16 protein-coding genes and 1 pseudogene are annotated in these 17,869 nt (G+C 60.2%); 9 read left to right on the top strand and 8 right to left on the bottom strand.

Annotated elements, in window-relative coordinates; genetic code table 11:
- Positions 1–158: 158 nt before the first annotated feature.
- From UCMB321_RS31855 to kdoO, 5 genes and pseudogenes are all read left to right on the top strand, one after another.
- Positions 159–1,187, top strand: a pseudogene (locus UCMB321_RS31855) (HAMP domain-containing protein); the annotation flags it as partial.
- 93 nt (positions 1,188–1,280) lie between these two features.
- Positions 1,281–2,045, top strand: coding sequence for a methyl-accepting chemotaxis protein (locus UCMB321_RS31850; protein ID WP_425338603.1), 765 nt, complete (start codon positions 1,281–1,283; stop codon positions 2,043–2,045).
- Between the two features lie 94 nt (positions 2,046–2,139).
- Positions 2,140–2,928 carry a DeoR/GlpR family DNA-binding transcription regulator gene (locus tag UCMB321_RS22260; RefSeq protein ID WP_040070665.1) on the top strand — a complete coding sequence of 263 codons (789 nt, stop codon included), beginning with the start codon at positions 2,140–2,142 and terminating at the stop codon, positions 2,926–2,928.
- A gap of 110 nt (positions 2,929–3,038) precedes the next feature.
- Entirely contained in the window at positions 3,039–3,509 is a 471-nt protein-coding gene (locus tag UCMB321_RS22255) for a hypothetical protein (RefSeq protein WP_040070664.1), read from the top strand.
- 282 nt (positions 3,510–3,791) lie between these two features.
- A complete protein-coding gene (gene kdoO, locus UCMB321_RS22250; RefSeq protein ID WP_040070663.1) occupies positions 3,792–4,661 on the top strand; it encodes a Kdo hydroxylase KdoO in 870 nt (289 codons plus the stop codon).
- A 194-nt stretch (positions 4,662–4,855) separates the two neighbouring features.
- On the opposite strand, the gene UCMB321_RS30830 is transcribed toward kdoO, so the two are convergent.
- Positions 4,856–4,999 carry a hypothetical protein gene (locus UCMB321_RS30830; protein WP_157016036.1) on the bottom strand — a complete coding sequence of 48 codons (144 nt, stop codon included), beginning with the start codon at positions 4,997–4,999 and terminating at the stop codon, positions 4,856–4,858.
- 62 nt (positions 5,000–5,061) lie between these two features.
- On the opposite strand from UCMB321_RS30830, the gene UCMB321_RS22245 reads away from it, so the two are divergent.
- A complete protein-coding gene (locus UCMB321_RS22245) occupies positions 5,062–5,505 on the top strand; it encodes a TM2 domain-containing protein (RefSeq protein ID WP_040070661.1) in 444 nt (147 codons plus the stop codon).
- 1,010 nt (positions 5,506–6,515) lie between these two features.
- Positions 6,516–7,064, top strand: a complete 549-nt coding sequence (locus tag UCMB321_RS22240) for a sterol desaturase family protein (RefSeq protein ID WP_052451340.1) — start codon at positions 6,516–6,518, stop codon at positions 7,062–7,064.
- Here the strand turns inward: UCMB321_RS22240 and UCMB321_RS22235 are convergent.
- Entirely contained in the window at positions 7,033–7,887 is an 855-nt protein-coding gene (locus UCMB321_RS22235) for a DUF4087 domain-containing protein (protein WP_040070659.1), read from the bottom strand. The two genes, UCMB321_RS22240 and UCMB321_RS22235, sit on opposite strands and share 32 nt — an antisense overlap.
- A gap of 133 nt (positions 7,888–8,020) precedes the next feature.
- Positions 8,021–9,010: a LysR substrate-binding domain-containing protein gene (locus UCMB321_RS22230; protein ID WP_167337457.1), complete on the bottom strand. Its 990-nt coding sequence runs from the start codon at positions 9,008–9,010 to the stop codon at positions 8,021–8,023.
- 85 nt (positions 9,011–9,095) lie between these two features.
- On the opposite strand from UCMB321_RS22230, the gene UCMB321_RS22225 reads away from it, so the two are divergent.
- A complete protein-coding gene (locus UCMB321_RS22225) occupies positions 9,096–10,265 on the top strand; it encodes a M20 aminoacylase family protein (RefSeq protein WP_040070655.1) in 1,170 nt (389 codons plus the stop codon).
- Positions 10,266–10,330: 65 nt separating this feature from the next.
- Positions 10,331–11,119, top strand: coding sequence for an ABC transporter substrate-binding protein (locus UCMB321_RS22220; RefSeq protein ID WP_040070654.1), 789 nt, complete (start codon positions 10,331–10,333; stop codon positions 11,117–11,119).
- 180 nt (positions 11,120–11,299) lie between these two features.
- Here UCMB321_RS22220 and UCMB321_RS22215 read toward each other — a convergent pair whose 3' ends face one another.
- From UCMB321_RS22215 to UCMB321_RS22195, 5 genes are all read right to left on the bottom strand, one after another.
- The gene (locus UCMB321_RS22215) at positions 11,300–12,502 is read right to left on the bottom strand and encodes a hypothetical protein (RefSeq protein ID WP_040070653.1); all 1,203 of its coding nucleotides are present in this window, start codon (positions 12,500–12,502) and stop codon (positions 11,300–11,302) included.
- Between the two features lie 209 nt (positions 12,503–12,711).
- The gene (locus tag UCMB321_RS22210; RefSeq protein ID WP_040070651.1) at positions 12,712–12,933 is read right to left on the bottom strand and encodes a formate dehydrogenase subunit delta; all 222 of its coding nucleotides are present in this window, start codon (positions 12,931–12,933) and stop codon (positions 12,712–12,714) included.
- Positions 12,930–15,818 (bottom strand): formate dehydrogenase subunit alpha, encoded by a 2,889-nt coding sequence (gene fdhF, locus UCMB321_RS22205; protein ID WP_040070649.1) that lies wholly within the window; start codon positions 15,816–15,818, stop codon positions 12,930–12,932. The genes UCMB321_RS22210 and fdhF overlap by 4 nt, the downstream gene beginning before the upstream one ends.
- Entirely contained in the window at positions 15,815–17,377 is a 1,563-nt protein-coding gene (locus UCMB321_RS22200; RefSeq protein ID WP_209437198.1) for a formate dehydrogenase beta subunit, read from the bottom strand. Before UCMB321_RS22200 ends, fdhF begins: the two co-directional genes overlap by 4 nt.
- Positions 17,374–17,850 carry a formate dehydrogenase subunit gamma gene (locus tag UCMB321_RS22195; protein ID WP_040070648.1) on the bottom strand — a complete coding sequence of 159 codons (477 nt, stop codon included), beginning with the start codon at positions 17,848–17,850 and terminating at the stop codon, positions 17,374–17,376. Before UCMB321_RS22195 ends, UCMB321_RS22200 begins: the two co-directional genes overlap by 4 nt.
- Positions 17,851–17,869 lie beyond the last annotated feature (19 nt).

Here is a 17,869-nt window from a genome sequence, read left to right as displayed (position 1 = left end):
TTTTTTTGATCCCAGCCCCCAACTATTTGTTGTTTGACAACATTTTAGCGAACACTGAAACTTTCCCTATTAAGGGTGGTTTTCACCCTGCCCATTGTTTTGTCCTGCCTTGATATAACACCCAACAAAAAGTCCTCCATTGTGCAGTAGCCAAAACCATGAATATTCGTTTGAAGTTCAGTCAGAAGATCCTGCTCGCCGTTTCTACAGTTGTAGTTGTGGTCTTTGCGGTTTTCGCACTTTATGGCGATTATCAGCAACGCAATGAAATCAGTGGAAATATCGAAAACAACTTGCACACCACCGGGCAGGTCCTGGCCCAGAATATCCAGACGTGGCTGAGCGATCGTTTACTGTTGGTCGAGGCGATGGCCCAGGTGGTCGCGCTCGACCCGGCCCGGGAGAAAGTCCGCACGCTACTTCAACAGGCGGCGCTCACCTCGACCTTCGTCGCCAGCTACAGCGCAACCCGCGACGGTGCCTTCGATATCTTTCCCGAGCGGGTCATGCCCGATGGCTACGATCCCCGCCTGCGGCCCTGGTATTCGGATGCGGTCAAAAATGGTCCGATCCTGACCGAGCCCTATATCGGCGTGGGCAGCGACTACCTGGTCATGAGCGAGGCGGCCCCGGTGAAGTCCGGTGGCCAGGTCCTGGGTGTCCTGGGCGTCAACATCAGCCTGGACAAGATGGCCAGGATGATCAACGCCCAGGATTTCGGCGGCATCGGCTATGCCTTCCTGGTCAGTGCCGACGGCAATATCCTGGTGCACCCCGACAAAAGCCTGGTTACCAGGAACCTGCGGGATATCTACGGCATGGAGCCGTCGCGGATCGGTGCCGACCTGACCCAGGTGCAACAGGCGGGGAGCGCGCAGTTGCTGACCTTCATGCCCGTGCAGGGCCTGCCTTCGGTGAAATGGTATGTGGGCCTGGCCGTCGACAAGGACAAAGCCTACGCGGCGCTGACTCGGTTTCGCCTCTCGGTGCTGATCGCGACCGTGGTATTGCTGACCATCACCTTTGTCCTGCTCAGCCTGTTGATCCGGTTGCTGATGAAGCCCTTGCACCACATGACCCGTGCACTGGAAGACATTGCCCAGGGTGATGGCGACCTGACGCAGCGCCTGGCGATCCAGTCGCGCGACGAGTTCGGCAACCTGGCGGGCGCTTTCAACCGTTTCGTCGAGCGCATCCACGGTTCGATCCGCGAAGTGGCTTCGACCACCGCCCGCTTGAGCCAGGTGGCCAGCCGGGTCGTCGAGGCCTCCAATGCCTCGATGAGCAACTCGGATGATCAGTCCCATCGCACCAGCAGTGTCGCGGCGGCGATCAATCAATTGGGCGCCGCTGCCCAGGAGATCGCCGTGAATGCCGCGGACGCCTCGCAGGGCGCCTCCGATGCACGGGACACGGCGGATGAAGCGCGGCGGGTGGTCGAGCGCTCGATCCAGGCGATGGATGAACTGTCGGCCAAGATCCTTTCTTCCAGCGAACGGATCGAGCAGCTCAATAGTCACACTTCGAGCATCGGTCAGATTCTCAAAGTGATCCAGGCGATCTCCGAGCAGACCAATCTGCTGGCGCTGAATGCCGCCATCGAGGCCGCCCGGGCGGGCGAGTCCGGACGCGGTTTCTCGGTGGTCGCCGATGAGGTGCGCAATCTCGCCGGACGCACCCAGGCCTCGGCCCAGCAGATCCACGGGATGATCGAGGAACTGCAGGTCGGGTCCCGTCAGGCGGTCCGCACCATGACCGAGAGCCAGCAGTACAGCGCACAGAGCGTGGCCATCGCCAATCAGGCCGGCGAGCATCTGGGGCAGGTCACCCGGCGTATCGGCGAGATCGACGGGATGAACCAGTCGGTGGCCGCCGCCACCGAAGAGCAGACCGCCGTGGTCGAGGCGATCAACATGGACATCACCCAGATCGACACCTTGAACAAGGACGCGGTGGAGAATCTCAACGCCACGCTGCTGGCCTGTTCCGACCTGGAAGAGCAGACGGCCCGGTTGGAGCAGTTGGTCAGCGGTTTCCGTATTTGAGGAGCCCTTCATTCAAGGGCGCCTTCACGCAGAGTTGCCATTCGCCCGGGAGTCTCGTATAAAACGGCATAAACGTGCAGATTCAGGCAAAAACATGCAAGGACTTCATCAAGCGTCGGAACTGCCGCACCTGCGGCGGCAAAAGATCCTGTTATTGCTCGAACGGGATGGCAAGGTCATGGCCTCGGAGCTGGGCCAGCATTTCGCGGTCTCGGAAGACACCATCCGCCGCGACCTCGCGGAACTCGCCCAGGCCGGGCTGTTGCAGCGGGTCCATGGCGGCGCGCTGCCGCGGCCCAAGGACACCGGCAAGGATTACCTCACCCGGATCGCCGAACCCAACGAAGTGAAAACCCGCCTGGCGCAGCTGGCGGCACAGCGGGTCGAGGAAGGGCAGATCGTGCTGTTCGACTCCGGCACCACCACCTTGCAGATCGCCCAGTCGCTGCCGTCTGGACTATCGATCACCGCTGTCACCTGTTCGCCGATGATCGCCATGACCCTGGCCGAGCACCCGGGCATCACCGTGATCCTGGCCGGCGGCAAGCTCAACCCCGCGACCATGGCCTCTGGTGGGCACGAGGCGCTGCGGCTGATCCAGGGCGTCAAGGCCGACCTGCTGTTTACCGGCGTCTGCGCGATTCATCCGGAGATGGGGATTACCTCCGTGCATTACGACGAAGTCGCGGTGAAACAGGCCATGCTCGACAGCGCCTCGCACGTGGTGGCGGTGACCACGGCCGACAAGCTCGGGGCCGTGGAGCCTTTTGTGGTGGCGCCCTGTACGCGTTTGCAGACGATGATCACCGAGCGTTTCGTGCCGTCGGACGTTATTGAGGCTTATCGGCGAATGGGCGTTGAAGTGGTGCAGGCGGATGTATAAGACGGTGGCCTTGGTGACGGGCCTGATTTGAAACAAGTGTTCATACAGTCGCTCCAGTGGCATGGGAACGGGGTGTTATAGTTTTTACTCATGCCAAAGGAGTGGTGGTGATGACCTTTGAATCATTAGTGGGGCAGTATCTGTTTTTGCCCATGCTCGATACCTTCGAGTGGCCGGATAATATGTGGCCCTGTTTCGAGATCCTGGCGGGGCATGGATTCATAGGGCGGATGACTTGTCTGTACAGCGCCGCGAGCCAGGATAAAACCCTGACGGGCGTCATTCAGTACGATGAGCAAGACCAGCGCCTGAACATTGTCTTTGATGCCTTGCTCGCTAACCCCGAGTGCGACGTCGAAGGCAGTTTTTGCGAACTCTATAAAGCACCCTCGCAAGAGGCGATACGGAGAATGCAAAGTGCAACACATTATGAATGGGTCGAAACCAGTGCGGGTGAATACAACCTGTGGCTGAAAACCTCTGCACACGGCGATGCGATTCTGAAATTTGCCGTATCGGATGAGATCGGAGAGGCCGTGAGCGCCCGGGCAAGAGCCGATCTGATCAATCAGACCGGTTAATCGCCGGGGATTTTGCTCACCCGTATTCCCTGACGTTTTCCCAGAAAATACGACCGTTTGTCGCTTCGATCTCCCCTTTCCGGGAGGCGTGGCCGTAGGTCGCTGCAATCTTTTGCGCCCGTGGCTCCCGGGCTTTTCAGAGGGTTCTACAGGTCGTCGAAGTGTCTAGCTTGGCTCTCTTGAGAGGAGGTGTCTTGCAATCAGAGGTAACAAGACATTGCAATGATCGGTCGGAGCGCCGCATCATTGCCAGCCTATTCCACCAAGAGGCCCCCTGAGGAAATGGATTCTCAGATCATAGGCATCGACTTCGCCGACTGGCGGATGCCTGAAGTGAACGCGGACTGGATTGCCGCGTTGGAAGCCGGCAAGGTGCTGTACTTCCCACGCTTGTCGTTTGAGTTAAGGGAAGAAGAGAAGTCCTTGCTCCGCCCGGATATTCGCTCGCCCAAGGCACGCAATATCAGCTTGGATGCGAATAATCACCTCAAGGGCGCAGAAGGCGATGCCGCCGTGCAACAGGCGCTGACCGAGATGATCGGACGCTTCCGTGAGCAGGCGCAGACGCTGGTGTACTCGCTGCTGCCCCGTTATCAGGGGGCCTTGCGCCTGGCTCCTACCAGCTACCGTCCGATGCAGGTCGAGACCCGCGCGCAGTCCTGGCGTGCCGATGACCGTCGCCTGCATGTCGATGCCTTTCCTTCGCGTCCCAACTATGGCGAGCGCATTCTGCGGGTGTTCAGCAACATCAATCCCGAGGGCGTACCCCGCGTGTGGCGTGTCGGCGAGCCTTTCGAAACGGTCGCTCGCAAGTTCCTGCCACGGGCCAAACCTTATGTGGCCTGGCAGGCGAGTGTGCTGAAGGCGTTGCGGATCACCAAGTCATACCGCAGTGAATATGATCACCTGATGCTGCAGTTGCATGACGGCATGAAGGGCGATCAGACCTACCAGGAAACCGCCGAGCAGGTGACCATGCCATTCGCCGCGGGTTCGGTCTGGGTGTGCTTCTCGGACCAGGTGCCGCACGCGGTCATGTCCGGCCAATACATGCTTGAACAGACCCTGCACATTCCCGCCGACAAGCAGTACGACCCCCAGGCCAATCCCCTGGCGATCCTGACACGGATGATGGGTCGGCCTTTGGTTTGAGGGCCAGAGAGGCAGGACTTCCCGTGCTGCCTCTAGACGCCGCGCCAGCGAAATAGTAGCTTTTCTCACCAAAGCCCTTTGCTCCTGGCCGTCTCCACGCGCCAGTGACCCAGGCCTTCATAGCGGTTAAGGAAGATGCAGTGAAACTGCCGATGACGTGCTGAACGCTTTCAGCCCGGCTCGGCAATCACTTTTCAAGGATGAGCGATGGCCTGTCGGTCCAACTCCTCAAACCTGAAAAACACCTGACCGTATTGATAGATATCGACGACCGCTGTTCGGCGATTGTCGATGGAGCGTTCGCGCAGGTGCAGGTTGTCCGGTAAAAGTGATCTCACGGCGTTCAATCCCCTAGAGGCTATCCCGCGTTCCCCGTCCCGCACTTCCCAAGGAGCTGTAAATGAAAGGCAAGATTCTGAGTTACGACAACAACACCCGTAACGGCATTATTTCCGGTGATGACGGCAACCGTTACACCTTCGACGTTGTCGAGTGGAAAGCGGCGGTACTGCCCAAGGTCGGCGCGAGTGTCGACTTTGCCAGCAATGGGGCGTTTGCCGAAGCCATCTTCGCCGACAGCGCTGCGGCGAGCGGCAACTCCAAGAAGATCCCGGCGGCCTTGCTGGCGTTCTTTCTCGGTGCCTTTGGCGTGCACAAGTTCTACCTGGGTTACAAAACCCAAGGCGTGATCATGTTGCTGGTGTTCCTGTTCGGCTGGCTGTTGCTCGGCATCCCGTCGATCGTGATCAGTATTGTCGCCTTTATCGAATTCATCATTTATCTGATCAAGTCCGATGAAGACTTCGAGCAGACTTATGTGGTTGGTAAAAGAGGCTGGTTCTGAGTCGCTGATTTCGGGCTTGAGTGAGCCCGGGTCGGGGCAGGGGCACGTTGGGTGCTCCTGTTCGACTGAAGAGCATCCTGTCTGTGCCCCGTTGTGCCTTACCCTCTCGATCCTCGCTAAGAACACGCTTGCTCGCGACGGCCGCCAGGCCGACGCGGCTTGTTTAGGCTCGCCCCGGGTTTGAGGGGGAGCGAGCTGTCATGTGGTCGCTGCCGAATAAGTCGAGGCGAAAAAAAACCACCTTAGTAGGGTGGTTTTTTCCGCAAGCCTGATATGGAACCGGCTTGCTCATCTCACTGAGACTGCTAGCGAAGAGTCCTCAATTTACTGGAACCGTGAATATCGCGCAAGTCTGAGAGCGGTTTGGGGTGTTTCTGAATGTTTAAATAGAGAGCTTGAAATTTTTTGATTGAAGTATTTCGGGGGAGTAACACTTTTTACTTCCAATATCGTGTTTGAGCTAGGGTATGATTTTCTGGCTCTTTCGTTAAAAAGACTTTTTGAAGTGGTCAAGCCGGCGCGCGCATTTTGGACCTCCTGACACGGCTTAGTAACCCGTGCCGGACTGGCTCAGGGGGCCATCAGCCTGGCCACCTCACTGAGACTGTTTAGCGATGTTCTCGAAGGCATACATGTTCCGGTAAGTATGCTGGAGGGTTGGCCCACTTTGGGGGTCAATTTATGTCCAAGATTTTTCGACGTACCTGGAGCCCGTAGTCAACTTATTACGGGTTTATCACCTGTATGAGTTTCTACGGGATCACTACGATAATCAGCGGTAAGGGTTATTGAAGTGGCCTGCCCCGGTTTCGGTCGGGGCGGGTTTTGATTCGGATCCTAGGGGCGGCTGTTGGGTTGTCTCCTTCCTCGTCAGAGACTGCATCCTTTGAAAAAGCGGATGTGGAATCACTCATCGCATTCGATTTGCCCGCCTACCGAGGTATGCTTGAGCACGGCTCAAGCATTTCCCAGCCGCTTTTCCCGACGTACCTGCGAGCTCACGGCGTTCCATGATCACCCACGTTGCTCTGTTTCTCTGCACCTTGATGGCCATGGAAGGGGTCGGCTACCTGGCGCACAAGTACGTCATGCACGGCTGGGGCTGGTTTCTGCACCGCTCCCATCATGAGGAGCATCTGGGCACCTTCGAGACCAACGACATCTACCTGCTGGTATTGGCGGCGGCGGCCATCACGCTGATCGTACTGGGCAATAGCGGGTACGACCCTCTGCAGTGGATCGGTGCCGGGGTGGCGGCGTTCGGAATCATCTATGTCGTGGTGCATGACGGCATCGTCCACCGCTATTGGCCGTTTCGGCCGCGACCCCGCCATCGTTATCTGAAGCGCCTGTATCAGGCGCACCTGCTGCATCATGCGGTGAAGGGGCGCGAGAACAGCGTGTCGTTCGGCTTTCTGTACGCGCCTCCGCTGCGCACGCTGAAGAGGCAGTTGCGTGAGTCGCGTGAGGCGGCTGGGCGCGGAGAGGAGGGGCGTCGCTCAGTGTTAACCGCAATTTCTGGTTGTTCTACTTCTCGTCAAACCGAACCGACCGAATGATTGCGCCGATCGTGTCGAAGTCCTGGTAATAACCCACGGTATCGAACAGCAACTGCGTCTTGGCGTTGTACACAATGGCCATCAGGCAGGTACCTCCGGCGGCATGAAAGCCGGTTTCTTCGTCACCGACGCCACAGGTCTGGGTCGTCTGCATGCCTTTCCAGCCCGGGCCTTCGATGAGGTCGACGGGGCTGGGCGAGTCCATGCCGGCGCTACGCATCCAGACACCGTCTTCCTGGGAAAAGATCATGCTGTCGGCGGCCTGTTGCAGTGTGCCGTGCTGGACGCACAGGTTGAGGGTGTACTCCTCGTTGGTCCGAGTCTTTGGCTGATTGAGGTTCAGACACTCCTTGTTCTTGCTGACCTTCCAGCCCTTTGGGTAGCTGAAGCTGAAACCTTCTGCCTGATAGGGTTTCATGCCTTTGGCTGAGGCCGGCACCTCGTGTGGCCGTGGCGCAAGCGGATTTGCCGGCTCGTGCAAGGTTGTATCGTTGCGGCAGGCCGCCAGCGGGCGGGCGATGGCGTTGGTGAGGTTGTTCAGGCGGTGGGTCTCGGGATTGGCGCTGGCGGTCATGCAACCACAGCCGTAGCCATAATGCCCATTGGTGCGGACCCATTGCGCATCGTTGAACTGTGGCCAGTTGCCTTCGGCCTGGTAGCCGCCCTGAGTGGCGATCTCCCAGATACCGTCACGGTCGGTGAGGGTGGCGTTCGACGGGGTCGGGTTTTCGAACCAGCCGCAGCGGCGTTCAACTTTGTCGGCGGCGTGAACCGGCAGGATCACGCAGGTGAGCGCGAGGGTGAGCAGGGAGAGGCGGGGCATGGAACGTCCTTGTCTGTGATCATCACATGGCGGCGATGCGCTGGAGTGGTCGCCGAAAGCATAGGTGATGATATCGAAACCTGGGTTTCTCCCGCCGTACCGCCGCTCGATTTTCGCTCTTTCGCAGGCGTCCTCACAGTCTCAGCCGCAAGGTTTCAAAAAGCTGCCGATCTTCCTTTTTCGCCGAGCGCGCATGGCGCCGGATGACCTGCAACAGGCAATCCGTGAAGCACAGCGCCGGCTTGCTCAACGCGCCATTGCGGCGCGTCACGATGCTGAGCTGCCTCGGTTCGAACTGCTCAACCAACTCCAGGGACACCAATCGACCAAGAAAGGGCGGTGCCATACTGAGGATCGACGGTCCCCAGGTACACATGTCGGCCCGCTCGAGCAGCATCTGCAGGATGGCCAGCGAATGGGCGCGGACGATGCGTTTTTCATCGATCCGAGCGCCGTGTTGCCAGAACAATTCCTGCATCAACCTATCGTGCCCGTCTGGCGCATAGTTCAGCGTCCAGTCCTGCTCCAGCAGTTCATGGATCGATCGCGCACCCTGGCAGGCATGACCCTGGCGGACCAGCACCGACGTCTGGTAGTCCAGCAAGGTCTCACTGGCGAACTCCTGGGCGGATGGCGTCGGGTGCAACTGGCCAATCGCAAAATCCATGCTGCCATCGCGTAACAGCGGCTGGGCCACCGCCATCAGGCTTTCGAACAGTTCCAGGTGGATTTCCGGCATGCGTTCGCGAAAGGCCACCACCACTTCGGGCAGGAAGGTCAGCGCGATCCAGGGGGTGACCCCGACACATAGCCGTCCCTGAGCCTTGCCACGCAGGTGATCAAGCTCGGTTTGCGCGTGTTCCAGCTGCTTGATCACCAGTCGGGCGTGAGTCAGCAGGACTTTGCCGTATTCGGTGAAGTTCAGGCCGCTGGGTGTTCGGCTGAACAGCGGTAGTTGCTGGCTGGTTTCAAGCTCGCGCAGGGCTTTGGTCACCGCGGCCTGGGAAATATCCAGCGAACGCGCAGCAGCACGGATACTGCCGGTTTCGGCACAGGCGATCAGTGCCTGTAATTGATGCAGCTTCATCTGCTCACCCTGGTGACAACTCATGGTTGTCATCATAACCAAACTGCGTCTCCCCAGCCTGGAGTCCCTTCCCTAAGATCCACCCCATCAACCGCTCAGCTCTTGTCGAAGGGGTACAAAAATGGATGCTGGCCATGTCCTGCCTGGTATTGCAGCGCTGCAAGATGAAATGATCGCGCTGCGTCGCAGCATTCACGCGCATCCCGAACTGGGTTTTGAAGAGTTTGTTACCAGCGAACGTGTTGCCCAGTGTTTGACCCAGTGGGGCTTTCAGGTCAGCACCGGCGTCGGCAAGACCGGTGTCGTCGGTACCCTGAAAAATGGCGAAGGCCGCTCCATCGGCTTGCGTGCCGACATGGACGCGCTGCCGATTCAGGAAACCAGCGGTTTGCCCCATGCCAGCCGGATCGACGGGGTCATGCATGCCTGCGGCCACGACGGTCATACGGCAACCTTGCTGGCAGCCGCCAGGCACTTGGCCCAGACCCGGGCGTTCAACGGCACGTTGCAGGTGATCTTCCAACCGGCTGAAGAAGGGCTGGGCGGTGCCCGGAAAATGCTGGAGGACGGCCTGCTCGAACGCTTTCCGTGTGATGCGATCTTTGCGATGCATAACATACCGGGTTATCCCGTCGGACACCTGGGGTTCTACAGCGGGCCGTTCATGGCCTCGGCCGACACGGTGACGATCAATATCATCGGCAACGGCGGTCACGGCGCGGTGCCGCACAAGGCGATTGACCCGGTGGTGGTCTGCTCGTCCATTGTGATCGCGCTGCAAAGCATCGTCTCGCGCAACGTCAACCCACAGGATGTGGCGATTATCACGGTGGGCTCCATTCATGCCGGCAGCGCTTCGAATGTGATCCCGTCCAGTGCCCAGATGAGCTTGAGCGTGCGTGCGCTGACACCTGAGGTTCGCCAGTTGCTCGAAGTCAGGATTACCGAACTGGTCAACGGCCAGGCCGCCAGTTTCGGTGCCCGGGCCGAGATCGACTATCAGCACTGTCATCCCGTGTTGATCAATCATCCCGAGCACACCGCGTTCGCCCGCGAGGTCGCCCTGGATTGGTTGGGCGAAGGGCAACTGATCAACGATCTACGGCCCTTCACCGCGAGTGAGGACTTCGCCTTCATCCTGGAAAAGTGCCCTGGCAGTTACTTGGTGATTGGCAACGGTGAAGGCGAGAGCGGCTGTCAGCTGCACAACCCCGGCTACGACTTCAATGACGCTTGCCTGCCGATCGGGGCGAGCTACTGGGTCAAGCTGGTCGAGCGTTTCCTGAGTTGAGACGCCGTATTTTCGCGCGTCGGTTTGTACAAAACATCGTCTGTGGTCTGAAGAGGAAAATAACAATGAACAAGATGATTGCGGCTGTATCCCTGGTTTTCCTGACGGCCTCCAGCCTGGCCGGTGCGGCCGACTGGTCCGGGAAAGTCTTGAGGCTGGGTATCGACCCCACGTACCCACCGCTGGAATACAAGAACAATGATGGCTCGCTGACCGGCTTCGGGGTCGATATCGCCGAAGCGCTCTGCGCCGAACTGAAAGCCCACTGTGTCTGGGTGGAAAGCAGCTGGGACGGGATGATCCCGGGGTTGCTGGCGCGCAAGTTCGACGCGGTGGCGTCGTCGATGACCGTGACGCCCAAGCGCCAGGAGCAGATCGCTTTTACCGACAAGGTCTCCAATGCGCCGGCACGGCTGGTGGTCAAGCGTGGATCGGGGCTGCTGCCGACCCTTGAGTCCCTCAAGGGCAAGCGCATTGGCGTGGAGCAGGGCTCGACCCAGGAGGCTTTTGCCAAAGCCGTTTGGGGGACGAAGGGGGTGGACGTTCTGTCGTATCAGAATCAGGACCAGGTCTACGCCGACTTGGTGGTGGGCCGCCTAGATGCCTCGCTACAGGGGGCGATTCAAGCCAGCTACGGCTTCCTCGGCACAGCGGCGGGCAAGGACTATGAGTTTGCCGGTGCGACCCTGGATGATCCGGCCTTTTTCGGTGTCGGTGATGGCATCGGCTTGCGCAAGAGCGATGTCGAGCTGCGCGAAGACTTGAACAAGGCCCTGGCGACTATTCTGGCCAACGGCACTTACGCACGCATCAACAAGAAATACTTCGACTTCGACGTCTACGGCGCGAAATGACCCCCTCGTTCCCTTGAACGGAGCGGTCGTGCGGACCGCTCCTTTACAGCATCCCTACACCACACCCTGATAAAAAAAGGGAGAGTGAAATGCTTCTGGAAGGCCTTGGCCTGCAGATAGTGCTCAACCGGATGTCTAATCATGTGGTTTTTTTCATCAGGGACGGAAGGCCCTATCCCATCAACTGAGATAGCGTGCTATTCCCTGGCCTGTTCCCCTGGGAGAGGCCACTACCGTGCCAGACACCACTATCTTTCCATCGCTTTGCAAAGAAACACCTCTCGCTGAATCCAAACCGCCTAGGTTTGTCATGAGTCGACCGTGTGACCCGAATTCAGTATCCAGTGCTCCATTGGGCAGAAAACGCATTAGTGTGAAGTTGGCGGTTTCGACACTCCCCAAGGACTGTCCGACTGCAATGATTTTATCGTCAAGCTGAATGGCTACGGCCATATTTTGAACTTCGTGCTCCTCAAAGCCGATGATCGCAGGTGCGCCGTGATTAAAGGTATTGTCCAGACTCCCGTCGGAGCTGACTCGCGTTGTCAGGGGCCGGAATCCCTTTTGCTCAAAGAACGCATAACCCACGGCGACGATTTTCCCATCCCGCTGCAGCATAGCTCCCGAAAATTGTGCCAACGTGCTGGATTTTATTTCCAGCGTCACAAAGCCATTTTCACCGAAACTAGCATCGGCTTGGCCATCGCTCAGATAACGTGCAAACAGCAGGACGCCATTTTTTGAACCGGCTAGAAGCAGTTTGCCATCCGGGAGAACGATCACTGATGAGAAGTAGACTTTCCCGACGAACACCATACCGGTCCTGCCAAAGGTCGGATCAAGGTGCCCTTTGCTGTCGAGACGAAGAAGCACTTCGTCATAAACCTCAAAATCTCGTTCCGCTCTTGCGGCGAGTACGATTTTTCCATCGGGTTGAATTGCCACGGCATGAGCAACATCGCTTCCAGCCGGCAGATCAATAAAGACACGCCCCTCTCTACCAAAGGTGGTGTCCAATTTTCCGTCAGGCAGGGTTCTGATGAAATAGAGAATTTCTTCGAACGGTTCTCCGACGCTGCCAAATATCAAGGCGTTTCCATTGGAGTCCAAGGTCAAGCCTGCCTGTACTACGGGGACCCCAGGAATAAGGTTGATGCGCTTTATTCCGTGGTCGCCAAAAGAGTCATCCACCTCGCCATTGCTGAGGTGCCGTACCAGGACAACATCATTGGCACTGAATCCCGCCGTGAGTATTTTTCCGTCGTTGAGTAATTTTGATGATCCTCGAAAGGGGCCTTGAGCGAGAGTGAACAGTACTTTTCCCTCGTCACCAAAGCTTGGGTCGAGATCGCCTGCCGCTTTAGTTGCCTTGTGCGTAGCCATATCCGTTTCTCTTTAAAGGAAGGATGGAGAGGCCACTTATAGGGGAGGGCTTTCTTGTCTGCCTACTGTCAGAAATGACAGTAGCGACGAGCGGCAAGGATAAGAGAAGCACTTGCTTTTCAGGGGAATGTACAGTTTTGAAAAAATGTTGGAGCGCCCCTTGGCCCGTCTTCACCGGCCAAGGAGCAATCTCAAGGGCTCGTGTAAACCTAAGCCTCCCAACCCGCCCCACTGACCGCCGCCTGCGCCAGTGGGTGCAAGTCCGCCCCCTGATGCTCCGTCTGCCAGGCCAGCAGTTCCTTGCGCATGCCGGGCGTCCAGAACAGCTGCAGATGATTGCGCACGCCGAGCACGGCTTGTTGCTGGTCCGGTTCGCTGGCGAAGTACTGGGCGATCTGGTTGGCCATCTTGATCAGGTTGTCAGTGCTCATCGGCGCACCTCGGCTTTTGCTCCGGCACTGCCTTCATGGCGGCGTTGGTCGAGCAGGCGTTGTTGTTCGTCGCTGAAGGCCTGGTAGCGTTTCTGCCACTCGGAAGGGTGGTAGACACGACTGACTTCCACGGCGGTGACTTTGTACTCCGGACAGTTGGTGGCCCAGTCGGAGTTGTCGGTGGTGATGACGTTGGCCCCCGACTCAGGGAAGTGGAAGGTGGTGTACACCACCCCCGGGGCGACCCGCTCGGTGACCCGCGCACGCAGCACGGTCTGTCCGGCGCGGCTGCCGATACCGACCCAATCGCCTTCGTTGATGCCACGGCTCTCGGCGTCGGTCGGGTGGATTTCCAGGCGGTCTTCGTCGTGCCAGGCGACGTTGTCGGTACGCCGGGTCTGGGCGCCGACGTTGTACTGGCTGAGGATGCGCCCGGTGGTCAGCAGCAGTGGATAGCGGCTGTTGACCTTTTCCTCGGTGGGCACGTAGCCGGTGAGCATGAAGCGCCCTTTGCCGCGTACGAATTCCTCGATGTGCATGGTCGGCGTGCCGTCCGGTGCCGCAGCATTGCACGGCCATTGCAGGCTGCCGTGGCGCTCCAGTTCGGCGTAGCTGACGTTGGTGAAGGTCGGTGTCAGGCTGGCGATTTCATCCATGATTTCCGATGGGTGCTGGTAGTTCATCGGGTAACCGAGGGCGTTGGCCAAGGCCACTGTGCCTTCCCAGTCGGCCTTGCCGCCCAGCGGTTCCATGACTTTGCGCACGCGGGAGATGCGTCGCTCGGCGTTGGTGAAGGTGCCGTCTTTCTCCAGGAACGACGCGCCCGGCAGGAACACGTGGGCGAACTTGGCGGTTTCGTTGAGGAAAATATCCTGTACCACGATGCATTCCATGGCCGACAGGGCCGCGGTGACGTGCTGGGTATTGGGGTCGCTCTGGGCGATGTCTTCGCCCTGGCAATACAAGCCCTTGAAGCCGCCGGCCAGGGCAGACTCGAACATGTTGGGAATGCGCAGGCCCGGATCGGGTTGCAGCGTAACGTTCCAGGCCTGTTCGAATTGCGCCCGTATCACCTCGTTGGAAATGTGCCGGTAGCCGGGCAACTCGTGCGGGAAGGAGCCCATGTCGCAGGAGCCCTGAACGTTGTTCTGCCCGCGCAGCGGGTTCACGCCCACGCCCTCGCGGCCGATGTTGCCAGTGGCCATGGCCAGGTTGGCGATGCCCATGACCGCGGTGCTGCCCTGGCTGTGTTCGGTTACGCCCAAGCCGTAGTAGATCGCCGCGTTGCCGCCAGTGGCATATAGGCGGGCGGCGGCGCGGATGTCGGCAGCGGCGACGCCGCAGATGTCGCCCAGGACTTCCGGCGAGTTTTCCGCACGGCTGACGAACTCGCTCCAGTGGGCGAAATCGTTGCCCTCGCAACGGGCGTCGATAAAGGCCTGGTCGAGCAGGCCTTCGGTGACGATGACGTGGGCCAGGGCATTGAGCATGGCGACGTTGGTGCCCGGGCGCAGGGCCAGGTGCAGTTCGGCGCGGCCATGCACCGTGTCCACCAGGTCGATGCGGCGTGGGTCGATGACGATCAGCCGCGCGCCTTCACGCAGGCGGCGTTTAAGCTGGGAGGCGAACACCGGGTGGGCGTCGCTGGGGTTGGCGCCGATCACCAGGATCACGTCGGCCTGCATCACCGAGTCGAAACTCTGGGTCCCGGCGGACTCGCCCAGGGTTTGTTTCAGGCCATAGCCGGTCGGCGAGTGGCAGACCCGCGCACAGGTGTCGACGTTGTTGTTGCCGAAGGCGGCGCGCACCAGTTTCTGCACCAGGTAGGTTTCTTCGTTGGTGCAGCGGCTGGAGGTGATCCCACCAATGGAGTCGCGGCCGTACTTTTGCTGCAGCCGGCGGAATTCGCTGGCGGCGTAGGTCACCGCTTCATCCCAGCTGACTTCCTGCCAAGGGTCGTTGATGTGCTTGCGGATCATCGGCTTGGTGATGCGATCCGGGTGGCTGGCGTAGCCCCAGGCAAAGCGCCCCTTGACGCAGGAGTGGCCGTGGTTGGCCTGGCCGTTCTTGTCGGGAACCATGCGTACCAACTGGTCGCCTTTCATCTCGGCGCGGAACGAGCAACCCACGCCGCAATAGGCGCAAGTGGTGATCACGGCGCGTTCGGGCTGACCGAGTTCGACCACGCTTTTTTCCATCAGCGTCGCGGTAGGGCAGGCTTGCACACAGGCGCCGCAGGACACGCATTCCGAGTCGAGGAAATTCTCGCCTCCGGCGGCCGCGACCCGGGATTCGAAACCGCGCCCGGTGATGGTCAGGGCAAAGGTGCCCTGGGTTTCTTCGCAGGCGCGCACGCAACGGTTGCAGACGATGCACTTGCTCGGGTCGTAGTCGAAGTAGGGGTTGGAGGTGTCCTTCTGGTCGGCCAGATGGTTGTCGCCTTCATAGCCGTAACGCACCTCCCGCAGGCCGACCTGGCCGGCGACGGTTTGCAGCTCGCAGTTGCCGTTGGCCGAGCAGGTCAGGCAGTCCAGCGGGTGATCGGAGATGTACAGCTCCATGACGTTGCGGCGCAGAGTGGCGAGCTTCGACGTCTGGGTGTGCACGTTCATGCCTTCGCTGACCGGCGTAGTGCAGGACGCCGGGTAGCCGCGCATGCCGTCGATCTCCACCAGGCACATGCGGCAGGAGCCGAAGGCTTCCAGGCTGTCGGTGGCACAGAGTTTCGGAATGGTGGTGCCCAGCAGCGCGGCGGCGCGCATCACCGAGGTGCCTTCGGGCACGCTGATGCTGCGACCGTCGATGTTCAGGGTGACCTGCACCTGGCTGTCGCGGGCAGGGGTTCCAAGGTCGATATCGGTGTTCGGGTCGAAGAGCGTGATCATTGGTCGGCCTCCGAGGGCTGCAGACCGAAGTCGGCGGGGAAGTACTTGAGGGCGCTGGCCACGGGATAGGAAGTCATGCCGCCCAGTGCGCAAAGCGAACCGTATTGCAGGGTGTCGCAGAGGTCCTTGAGGATGATCGCCTGCTGATCGCGACCGTTCTGGTCGGGGGCGGCCAGCAGACGGTCGATTACCTCCACGCCGCGGGTCGAGCCGATGCGGCAGGGGGTGCATTTGCCACAGGATTCCTCGGCGCAGAACTGCAGGGCGAAGCGGGCCATGTGGGCCATGTCCAGGCTGTCATCGGCCACCACCACACCGCCGTGACCGAGCATGGCGCCGATGGCGGCGAAGGTTTCGTAATCCAGCGGGGTGTCGAATTGGTGGGGTGGCACCCAGGCACCGAGAGGGCCGCCCACTTGTGCGGCCTTCAGCGGCCGGCCACTGGCGGTCCCGCCGCCGTAGTCTTCCACCAGTTCCCGCAGGGTCAGGCCGAAGGCCCTTTCCACCAGGCCGCCGTGACGAATATTGCCCGCCAGCTGGAAGGGCATGGTGCCCAGGGAGCGGCCCATGCCGTAATCGCGATAGAACTGCGCGCCTTTGGCCAGGATCAGCGGCACCGAGGCCAGGGTCAGCACGTTGTGCACCAGGGTCGGCAGGCCAAACAGGCCCTTCAGGGCGGGGATCGGCGGCTTGGCGCGGACGATCCCGCGCTTGCCTTCGAGAGAATCCAGCAGCGCGGTTTCCTCGCCGCAGATGTAGGCGCCGGCACCGACACGCACTTCCATGTCGAAGGCCTGGCCGCTGCCGCTGACATTGGTGCCGAGGTAACCGGCGGCGCGAGCAATCTCCAGCGCTTCGCGCAGTGTGGCGACGGCCTGTGGATATTCCGAGCGCACATAGATGTAGCCGTAGCTGGCGCCGACGCTGAGACCGGCAATGGCCATGCCTTCGATCAGTAGGAAGGGGTCGCCCTCCATCAACATGCGATCGGCGAAGGTGCCAGAATCGCCTTCGTCGGCGTTGCACACGATGTATTTCTGCGCCGCCTGGGCGCTGCGCACCGTGCGCCATTTGATCCCGGCCGGGAAGGCCGCGCCGCCACGGCCACGCAGGCCAGAGTCGAACACGGCGGTGGCGGTCTGCTCGCCGCCCAGGGCGATGGCTTGGGTCAAGCCCTCGAAGCCGCCGTGGGCCCGGTAGTCCTCGAGGGACAGCGGTCGGGTAATGCCGGCGCGAGCGAATAGCAGGCGCTGTTGAGTCTTCAGGTAAGGCAACTGCTCCACCGGGCCCAAGGCCAGTGGGTGAGCGGACGGCTCGCCTTGCAGTGCATCGAGCAGGGACGGCACGTCGGCGACGGTCAGCGGGCCGAAGCCGATGCGGCCTTGCGGGCTGTCGATTTCCAACAGCGGTTCCAACCAGTACAAGCCGCGCGAGCTGGTGCGTTGCAGGTCCAGCGGCAGATTGCGTTCCCGGGCTTGAGTGGCCAGGGCCACGGCCACTTCGTCGGCACCCACGGCACGGGCAACGGAATCAACGGGTAGATAGAGGCTTGGCATCATGCGTCCTCCTGGCAGGCATCGAGCAGGGCATCCAGGCGTTCGGCGCTGAGCCGCGCATGCACCTGGCCATCCAGCTCCAGGGCGGGCGAGCAGGCGCAGGCGCCGAGGCAATACACCGGGCGCAGGCTGATGTTGCCGTCGGCGCTGCTGCCGTGGTCGTCCAGTTGCAGACGTTCGCGCAACTGCGCGGCGAGCTGCTCGGCGCCGCGACTCTGGCAGGACTCGGCCCGGCACAGCCGCAGGATATGCCGGGCCGGAGGCGCGGTGCGGAAGTCATGGTAGAAGCTGATCACCCCGCGAACCTCGGCCTGACTCAGGTTGAGGGCGTGGGCAATCTCGGGGACGGCGGCATCGGGGATGTAGCCGATACCCGCCTGAATCTCATGAAGGATCGGCAATAGCGCGCCGGGGGAGCCTTTGTGGCGCTCCAGCACGTTGTTGACCATGGGCAGGTGCAACATCTCATCAGGCATACGGCATTCCTCACGGTCA

Origin of the sequence: Pseudomonas batumici (genome assembly GCF_000820515.1) — a bacterium.
GTDB classification, from domain to species: domain Bacteria; phylum Pseudomonadota; class Gammaproteobacteria; order Pseudomonadales; family Pseudomonadaceae; genus Aquipseudomonas; species Aquipseudomonas batumici.
This window is presented reverse-complemented; position numbering and strand designations above follow the sequence as displayed.